Source organism: Anaerobranca gottschalkii DSM 13577 (genome assembly GCF_900111575.1).
Lineage (GTDB): Bacteria > Bacillota > Proteinivoracia > Proteinivoracales > Proteinivoracaceae > Anaerobranca > Anaerobranca gottschalkii.
The window spans coordinates 1-9,584 of record NZ_FOIF01000061.1 but is presented as its reverse complement, the minus strand read 5'-3'; the positions used below and the strand labels follow the sequence as shown (position 1 = coordinate 9,584).

7 protein-coding genes and 1 pseudogene are annotated in these 9,584 nt (G+C 31.7%); 7 read left to right on the top strand and 1 reads right to left on the bottom strand.

The window, feature by feature from the left end:
* A partial coding sequence (locus BMX60_RS12200) for an integrase core domain-containing protein (protein ID WP_341423333.1) occupies positions 1-309 on the bottom strand: 309 nt, incomplete at its 3' end.
* A gap of 47 nt (positions 310-356) precedes the next feature.
* Between BMX60_RS12200 and BMX60_RS10435 the strand changes: the two genes are divergently transcribed.
* The 7 genes and pseudogenes from BMX60_RS10435 to BMX60_RS10410 form a co-directional block, all read left to right on the top strand.
* Entirely contained in the window at positions 357-2,777 is a 2,421-nt protein-coding gene (locus BMX60_RS10435; RefSeq protein WP_177159784.1) for a U32 family peptidase, read from the top strand.
* Positions 2,778-2,891: 114 nt separating this feature from the next.
* On the top strand, positions 2,892-5,540 hold the full coding sequence (locus tag BMX60_RS10430; RefSeq protein ID WP_091351403.1) for an ABC transporter permease: 2,649 nt from the start codon (positions 2,892-2,894) through the stop codon (positions 5,538-5,540).
* A complete protein-coding gene (locus tag BMX60_RS10425; RefSeq protein ID WP_091351402.1) occupies positions 5,515-6,387 on the top strand; it encodes an ABC transporter ATP-binding protein in 873 nt (290 codons plus the stop codon). Before BMX60_RS10430 ends, BMX60_RS10425 begins: the two co-directional genes overlap by 26 nt.
* Before the next feature lie 97 nt (positions 6,388-6,484).
* Positions 6,485-7,348 (top strand): ATP-binding protein, encoded by an 864-nt coding sequence (locus BMX60_RS10420; RefSeq protein ID WP_091351401.1) that lies wholly within the window; start codon positions 6,485-6,487, stop codon positions 7,346-7,348.
* A gap of 887 nt (positions 7,349-8,235) precedes the next feature.
* Positions 8,236-8,973, top strand: a complete 738-nt coding sequence (locus BMX60_RS10415; RefSeq protein WP_091351400.1) for a hypothetical protein — start codon at positions 8,236-8,238, stop codon at positions 8,971-8,973.
* A gap of 135 nt (positions 8,974-9,108) precedes the next feature.
* Positions 9,109-9,249 carry a hypothetical protein gene (locus tag BMX60_RS12105; RefSeq protein WP_177159783.1) on the top strand — a complete coding sequence of 47 codons (141 nt, stop codon included), beginning with the start codon at positions 9,109-9,111 and terminating at the stop codon, positions 9,247-9,249.
* Between the two features lie 141 nt (positions 9,250-9,390).
* Positions 9,391-9,584 (top strand): annotated as a pseudogene (locus BMX60_RS10410) (ISLre2 family transposase); the annotation flags it as partial.

The window sequence follows — 9,584 nt, the reverse complement described above, 5'->3', positions numbered from 1 at the left end:
CCACTTTGCAGGCATAGTAGGAAGGTTACTAAGTTCATTGATGACTACAGGTACTTTACCTTCTAGAGCTGAATGGGGCCTTAGGAAGTTAAAATAAGCCACAAATAAAGTTACAAAAGAAACAGAACCATGTTCAGAGCCAAAACCATGGGTGGAGCGGTAATTACCTTTAAATGTTCTATTTAATCTTTCGACGATCTGTTTCAAAGGGCGATACTCTTTAGACACTTCATCATCGTTAGTAAGACCTATAACCTGAGTGATATCAAAATGGATACCATGCTCTGCAAAAAAGTGTTGAGCAAGCAAGTAAATAGGGTTTCCGTCTACTACAAATGTTAGGAAGGAGTGGAAAAATGGATAAAAAGTACGAATTATTAGCTCCAGCAGGTAGTTTTGAAAGCTTAAAAGCTGCTGTTCAAAATGGTGCCGATGCAGTATATTTAGGGGGTAAAAACTTTGGTGCTAGAAAGTTTGCCCAAAACTTTGATAATAGTCAGTTGATACAAGCCATAGAATATTGCCATATAAGGGGAGTAAAGGTTTTTGTAACCCTAAACACTTTAGTTTTAAATAATGAATTTGATAAACTAAAGGAGTACATAGACTTTTTATATACCAGTGGAGTAGATGCTTTAATAGTTCAGGATATAGGGGTGTTGACATACGTTAGGGAAATATATCCTGACTTTAAAATCCATTGTTCTACCCAAATGTCTGTCCAAACAGTAGAGGACATTAAATATTTAGAATCTCTAGGGGTAAGTAGAGTGGTATTAGGCCGAGAAATGACTATAGAAGATATTAAGAGGGCCAAAAGAGAAACAGGGGTCGAGCTAGAAGTCTTTATCCATGGGGCCCTTTGTATTTCTATTTCTGGGCAATGTTTAATGAGTAGTTTTATTGGAGGTAGAAGTGGTAATAGGGGAAGTTGTGCCCAACCATGTCGGCAAAAATACATTTTATATAATGTCGATAAAAATGAAAAATATCCTTCAGCAAAGGGAGATTACCTACTCAGTCCTAAAGATTTATGGACAATCGAAGAAATGCAAAAAATTATAGATGCTGGAGTATATTCTTTAAAAATTGAGGGTAGGATGAAAAGTCCTGAATACGTTGCTGCTACAGTTAGAGTGTATAACAAAGTCCTTAGGCAAATAGGTGGAGATCTAGATTTAGAAAATCTAGAAAAAGAGTTAAAAGTATTTAACCGGGGTTTTACCAAAGGACATTTATTCGGAGAGACTGGGTCAAAGTTAATGAGTATGTTAAGCCCTGGAAATCAAGGGTATTACTTAGGGAAGGTAGTAAAATACGATAGAAAGAGGGAAAAACTTACCTTATTCTTAGAAGAAGATCTTAACCAAAATGATGAACTGCAAATACCTAGAAAAGAGGGGAGTGTAGGGGGAAGGGTAGAAAAGTTAGAACTAGAGGGAAAAGTTGTTAAAAACTGTAGCAAAGGCCAGGTTTGTACCGTTAATTTTAAACATTATTGTAAACCAGGTGAATTAGTTTTTAAAACTTATGATGAAAAAAGGATGAAAGAGCTTAGGGAAACCTTTGCTAATGAGAATGTGGAAATACCAGTAAGTATCGAAATCTCTATTAAAAAAGATAGAGAAATAATTTCTATGATAACCGATGGAAACCATACAGTTGAGTTTAGTACCGGTATCATTCCCGAACCAGCTATAAATAAAGAGCTTACTGAAGAAGATATTCAGAAAGGGTTAGGGAAAACCGGTGGAACTCCATATAAATTAGTGAATTTGAAGGTAGATTTAGATCCTTGCCTTTCCCTTCCTATGAAAGAAATTAACGGTATTAGGAGGGAGTTACTTGAAAGGTTAAGTGAGAAAAGGAAGAATAAATATCAAAGGGAATCAAAACTAAAATTAGGATTAACTTTAAATAGAGAAAAGACAAAAAAAGAAAATGATGGGAAGAATGGAGGGTTAAAACTAACCTTTTCTATAAATAACTTAGAAGGACTTAAAGCTTTAATTGAAATGGGAGTAGATGCCCTTTATTACAGAGATTTAGAAACTTTAGGAAAAGGGATTGCCCTTGGGAAAGAGCTAGGTTTTAAAGGTAAAATTATTCCTGAAATTTTTAAGACAGTAACTGATAAAGAGTTAAAAAAATATAAAGCTATGATTAAAGCTTTGGATTTAGATACTGTACTTATCCAAAGTTATGGTCATATTTCTTTTTTTGAAGAGTTTAACTTAATAGCAGACTTTACCCTTAATATCGTCAACGATTATTCTTACAACTTTTATTTAGATAATAATTTTAATAGAATTACCTTGTCTCCTGAATTAAATTTAACAGGAATAAGTAAAATGGATTTAGATAGAAATAAAACAGAAATTTTAGGTTATGGTTATATACCCGTTATGACAACTAAACATTGTGTAATATCTACGGTATTAGAAAAGGGGAAAAATTGTCAGATGTGTAGAGAAAGAATGGGGTTGTTGGATAAAATAGGGGAGATTTTCCCTATAGAGAAAAAATACAATTGTATAACAGAAATCTATAATTCTAAAAAAATATTGTTAATAGAAGATTGGAAGAAACTTGTTAAGGCCGGGATAGGTTATTTTCGCTTAAATTTTTTAGATGAATCTCCTAGGGAAATAAAAAAAATAGTCCTTTTACACCAGAGGTTTATAAAAGGACAGATGGAGGAAGAAGATATTAGTACTTTACAGAAATTGAAAAAAGCAGGCTTTACAAAAGGACATTTAAATAGAGGAATTGAGTAACGAGTAACCTAACTTTTGTCAGGTTACTTTTTCTATTATTTTAAATAAAATGAAAAAATAAAGGATTTTTATTTAGTATGTCGAAAAAATAGTTATGACATTGGAGGTGGTACTATGGGGCTTTTGAAATTTGAATTTAAAAAGTTCGTTAAAGGGAAAAGGTATTTATGGATTATTTTTGTTATTTTTCTAATAACAACAGGAATATATTCGGTATATAATTATCAAACCCGATTTATAAGATATAGAGGTTTAGAAGAATTAAAGCTTTTAGAAATAAGGGATGAATGGGAATATAGGCAAAGTGAATTAGTAAAATTACGGGATGGAAACCTCCTTTCTGAAGCTCAAGAAAAGCAGTTATATTATATCAGAGATGTAGGTAGGGTTTTGTATTTACTTTTAGGACATACCCAATACGGAGACTGGGATAAAATTATTGGTTATCAGAAGGTTTTTTTAGATAATTTACAACTGTATTTAGAATGTGGAGGAGAATTTGACGCCCTTGATGGTATTGAAAGGGAGATATATATTGCAAAAAATCAGTGGATGCTAGACAATAATCTAAATTTTGAATCTGAAAAATTACCTATATCTCAACACCTGTTTTTAAAGGATTTAGGATCCTTTCTGTTAGGGAAAGTAGGGATAATACTTCTTTTAATATTTTTTGGTATTTCCTATACAGAGGAGAAAGAAAATAATACCCTCAACACAATAAAGACTCAACCAGTATCTAATTTAAAGTTAATGGTAGGGAAATATTTAATTTTCCTTTTAGCTACAGTGATTTTTATATTAGTTGTCTTTGCTGCAGGGTTACTGATACCTTATTTATACAATGGAAAAACATTAAATTTAGTTTATCCCCAAATTTTAAAGACAGAATCAGCATTTATAATTATCCCAACAAGTCAGTATTTAATAAGAAATATAATTTTATTTATATGTAGTGCCAGTGTAGTATATGGGATAACTATTTTAACAAGTAAATGGGCACAAAAAACTTTAAGTTTATATATTTTAGGAGGTATTGTTTTAACGATAGGATATAATGGAACTTTTTTTATAAACCATCCAATAAATCCCTTTTATTTTTTAAGGTTTACTCAAATTTTAGAAAAAATCCCTCAAAATACCGATTACCTTTATCCTCTATTTTCTTTGATTTGGACAACTTTGTTCCTTACTTTAGCCAGTTATTTGCCGGAACAACAAATAGATATTCCTTTATTTAATAAAATAGCCAAAATTATTCAAGAAAAACTCTATACTAAAAAAACCTTTGCCAAAGGAAATACAAGAGTAGATAGAAGTAAAAGAATCTTTAATCTTTGTATTTTTGAATTGAGAAAAACAATAAGGGAAGGACAATGGAAAGTCCTTTTGATAGCATTACTAATTATTGTAGTAAGTGGGCACTATTTTTTAAGTTATCTCACCTATCAAAGGGAACAAGGGTATTTAAATGAATTAAATTGGAGAGTTGATGCTTCCTCTGAAAAGCAAAGGGAATATGGCAGTGAAATTGCTAGATTACAAAAGGAAATAGATGATTTAATAGAAAACGGTGACCCAGAGGCCCCCTTTTACTATAATAAAATAAGGAGCTTAGAAGCTTTAATAAGTCAAAATCAGATGTTGATTGAAAAGGAAAAAGAAATGCTTCTGTATTTAATACCTGCTTTAGAAGGCTATAAAAAAGGGGAGTGGGAACCTTTTTATCAGTATCAACTTTATTTAAATGAAAAAACTTATGAGTATAATTACTTTGGTAATATAAATACATTAAGTAGATTTACAGTTTTAGCCAGTATCTATGAAAAATACTGGCTTATGGAAAGGAATATTAAACCGGTTTTTTCCGGAGAGTTTATTCCAAATAGATATATTTCGAAAAACCCCCGTTTAACTACTTTAGGTTGGGGAGGACAACAGGTAACCACTGAACAATTTATATTTGAAAACACCAAAATGGACAATAGTGGATTATTTTATCTTAAGATATTTTACACCAATTATCTTTACTTAATCCCACTAATATTTTTCTTGTTCTTTATTGGCACAGGCCTGGCAAAGGAAAAGGATAAGAAAAATACCTTTAACTTTTTAATGACTCAACCAATTAGAGAAGAACAATTTTTTATTAGTAAGTTTATTAATGGTGCACTAACAGTATTAGGAACAACCTTTATTGTAGTATCTTTGATTGTAGTTACAGGTACAATTTTGGAGAGGTTTGGGGATTGGCAATATCCAATTGTTCACTATAATCCTTTTAGAGCAGTATTATCCCCTAACTACCAAGGGTTTAATTTTGGTCATGGTATGCATTTTATGACTTTAGGTCAGTATATCATAAATGGGACACTATTATTGGGGGCAGTGACAATATTCTTTATCGGTTTTGCAAACTTAATTTCAGTTTTTGTTAAAAAAACATTAACTGTATTTTCCATTACTACAATTTTAGCAGTAGTAGCATTTTGGCAAGCTGAACAAAAGCCACTAGATAGGAAATTTTATTCCCCTACTACTTATTTCAACATCCCTAAAATAGTTAATGGTGAAATCGGTGCTGTTTTAAATAATCCTAAGATTAACTTTGTAACAGGGATTATGGTATTGTTATTATTTACGATGTTTTTTTTGTTAGTTGGATATGGTTGTATCTATATTAAGAATAATTGTAACGTAAAAGGTTGGTTAAGACTTTTGGGAAGGAGGGAAAAAAATGATTCTTTCAGTAAAGGATGTTAAAAAAGCATATGGTAAACAGCAGGTTTTAAAGGGAATTACCTTTAAGATAGAAAAACCGCAGATTTTTGCTTTAGTTGGCCCTAATGGTTCAGGAAAATCCACTTTGTTAAATATAATAACTAATTTAATTTCACCTGACTCAGGGGAAGTTGAGATTCTTGGGAAAAGTAATAAAAACCCCAAGATATTCAAAGAGGTTTCTTTTATGCAGGATAATTCTGTTTTATATGACTACCTTACTGGATATGATCATTTGCAATTTATAGGTGATGTACAAAAAATACCGAAAAAGGAAATTTTAGAAACTGCTGAGAGGATAGGAATAACGTCATACATTCATAAAAAAGTAGGGAAATATTCCCTGGGCATGAAACAACACCTATTGTTGACTATGGCTATAGTAAACAACCCTAAATTATTGATTTTAGATGAACCTCTCAATGGTCTAGACCCAACCAGTGCAATAAAAGTTAGGAATTTATTGCTAGATATTTATTCTAACGGAACGACTATCTTACTTTCATCCCATAACCTAGGAGAGATTGACAGGGTAACTTCACAAATTTTATTTTTAAAAGAGGGAAAACTCATAGAGGAAGATATTTCCCAATATGAAGAAACTAGCTATATTTTAACTGTTAATGAGCTAGAAATGGCTAAAAAAGTTTTAGAAGAACATATTGAAAAAATTAGAATAATAAACAATAAATTAGAAATTGTCCCTAATGGGATGATATTAAATAATATAGTAAAACTCTTAGATAGGGAGAAAGTAGAAATAATAGATATAGAAAAGAAAATAAGGGGTTCAGAAGAAAGATACCAAGAAATTTTTATGGTAAATTAATATTCTTTCTTCTTCTTTTTTTTGTTTGTGATTAATGTCATATCATTTAATCAAAGGGTGCAATATAATTAACTTAGAAAGAAGAGGAGGGAATAAAATGAAAAGGCAGATTATCAAAATAGATGAAAATTTATGTAATGGTTGTGGTTTATGTGTTCCTAACTGTGCTGAAGGTGCATTACAAATAGTTGATGGTAAAGCTAGGTTAATTAGTGATCTTTTCTGTGATGGGCTAGGAGCTTGTATAGGCCATTGTCCTATGGGAGCTATTAGTTTTGAAGAAAGGGAAGCAGAGCCTTATGATGAAAGAAAGACAATGGAGGAAAACATCGTTCCTGCAGGGAAAAACACTATCAAAATTCACTTAAAACATATGTTAGACCATAATCAAATAGAGTATTACAATCAAGCAGTAGAATATCTCAAGGAAATTGGGATGGAAAACCCTTTAGAAGAAGATAAGGAGGATGACAAAGTGGAATTTCATCAACATCATGGCGGAGGATGTCCTGGCTCTAGGATGATGGATCTAAGGAGAAATGAAGTAACTGAAAAGGAAACAAAAGTAGGAGATCAGCCTTCTGAATTAAGGCAATGGCCGGTTCAGCTCCATTTAGTATCACCCCATGCATCATATTTCAAAGGAGCAGATGTGGTATTAGCCGCCGATTGTGTTGCCTTTGCTATGGGTAACTTCCATAGAGATTATTTAAAAGGAAAAGCACTGGCAATCGCTTGTCCTAAATTAGATGATGGAAAAGAAATTTATGTAGAAAAAATTAAAGCTATGATAGATGAAGCAAAAATCAATATGCTAATTGTAGTTAGGATGGAAGTACCTTGTTGTGGAGGCTTATTAGCTTTAGCTAAAGAGGGTTTAGCAAGGGCAAGTAGAAAGGTACCAATAAAAGAAGTAGTTGTAGGTATAACAGGAGAAATTTTAAAAGAAGAGTGGTTATAGAAGGAAGAAAGGTTTTTGGCCTTTCTTCTTTTTTGTGCGCCCAGCATGTGCGTTAACTTGGCGGTGAAAGTCCGCTGTGGGTTTGGTAGTGGGAACCACTAGCCGAAGGCAAGGGTGTCCATCGTGAGGTGGAATATGAAGGAAGCCCTAGGCAAAATCCCGGTCTGAGGAACACGAACCACATATAAGGCTACCTAGGATGGACGAGTCTGCATAACAAGATGAAGTCCAACACTATCTGAATTCAACGTAGTAAATGTGGCAGATATATGGGATGAAGGTGAACGTACTTACCTGGGGAGGTCTCAAGGATAAGTTATAGAGATGAACTTTGAAATAACAACCAATGCAGTGATGTATGGCTAAACCTTGAGAAGTCAGCAGAGGTCATACTAGATTATGGACCTGGAGAAATTCTTCGATAAGGTAAACCACGACATACTGATGCATAGGGTATCTAAATGAGTCAAGGATAAAAGAGTATTAAAGCTTATCTGCCTCTACTTACAATCAGTAACTTAATGAACCGCCGTATACCGAACGGTACGTACGGTGTGTGAGAGGACGGTAAATAAGGATTGTTTTTAAAACCTAGTAATAATACACCCTCAGATAACGAATTGGCTGAAGCTAGTATTCAAAGTAAATGTATAGCACAATTACCTGCAAAAAGTGCATTATCAAATATTACCGGTCAGCTAAGAGGATATTTTTTGCAGAACTTTTATTTTGGCTAATTAAATATCTTTTTTAAAAAATGTTAAACAAATTTATTCAACTGAATTTTTGAAAATATCTCTCTCGCAATTATGATAATAATCGAAAAAGTATTTACTTTCTATCAAAAGTTTGCTATACTTTTTAAAAAAGTGGAGGGGATAAGTTTTATGAAAAATAGTTTTATCTTTTTAACAATATTAGTAGTGACGATAATTTTATTTATACCAAACGGGTTTGTGTTTGCAAATCAAAGCAATATTTCTTCAGACACTATAATCACAGAGGAAAATATTAAAGATGTTCTAACTTATTTAGGTTTAAAAGAAGATAGTTTAATAGAAAATGATTCTTTTACAGATGATGGATCATACATAACAGTTAAACAATTAGAAAAAGCTTTAGAAGAATTTAAAAAAATACCTAAAGAAATAAATATTATTGAAGAACTTTATATTGATAATATTATTAATTCAGATGATAATTTAAAAATTATATCTTCACCATTTTATGGTACTGCAACTGTTCATCGCTTTTCTACATTAGGATCAATAAGCTATCATTATAGTGCAAGTGCTCAATATTATAGTAATCCTTATAGAGTTAAGTATTGGACAGGTGAAGCATATAGTTCAAATATACAGGTAAGTAACAATGTCGTTGGATTTACATCTAGTGTAACGCAAGTAAGGCAACAAACATTAAGTGTAATTAATCCAGGAAATACAAATTCAATCCTCAAACTCACTGCTGATTATACATTTACAACTTGGTTTGATGTAAAATTTGCACGAGTTAAGATTGGTGATACTCCTGTAAACTCAATTATAAACTGGAATAATTCGTATATTCCTAATAACAATGACCCTATTCCTCCAGTAACACCTGTGTCTATTTCTCTATACTAAAAGTACTATATACTAACATCAAGGTGTATCCATAACAGACTACTGCTTTAACAAGATTTTTTGTGATGTGCTAAATTAAAGTGTTGTCAAAGGTTTTAAAAGATAGATAAGGTTATTATACGAGGAGGAAATCAAATGAAAGACATTTTTCAACTAACAATCATTTTCTTATTATTTTTTTTAATAATAAGTTTTTTGATGAAGTTTGCTAGTCGTATTGGAGAAACCATTCGCACTTTTTTAATAGAATTATGGAATTCAATAAGAGGAAATTAGTGAAAATAGAATAGTATCTTTTAATTACCCACATAGTGTAAAATTGTTGTAGGAAAAATACAAATAAAAAAACACAAGAGACCACTCTTTTTGGTAAAATAAAAATTGACAAAACAAAACAATCAAAAAGGAGGGTCTCTTGTGAATATAATTATACAACAAAAATGCGAAGAATTCATCAATAAAGTTTTAGAATTTTTTTCAGAAGATGAAACTCGAATAATGGAGGAAATAGAAACAAATTTAAAAGAGCTAACAGATAATTTTATACTGGAGATGATGAGAACTTATTTTGAATTGATTGATAGAAAAATTGTTGAAGATAAAGTTGAACG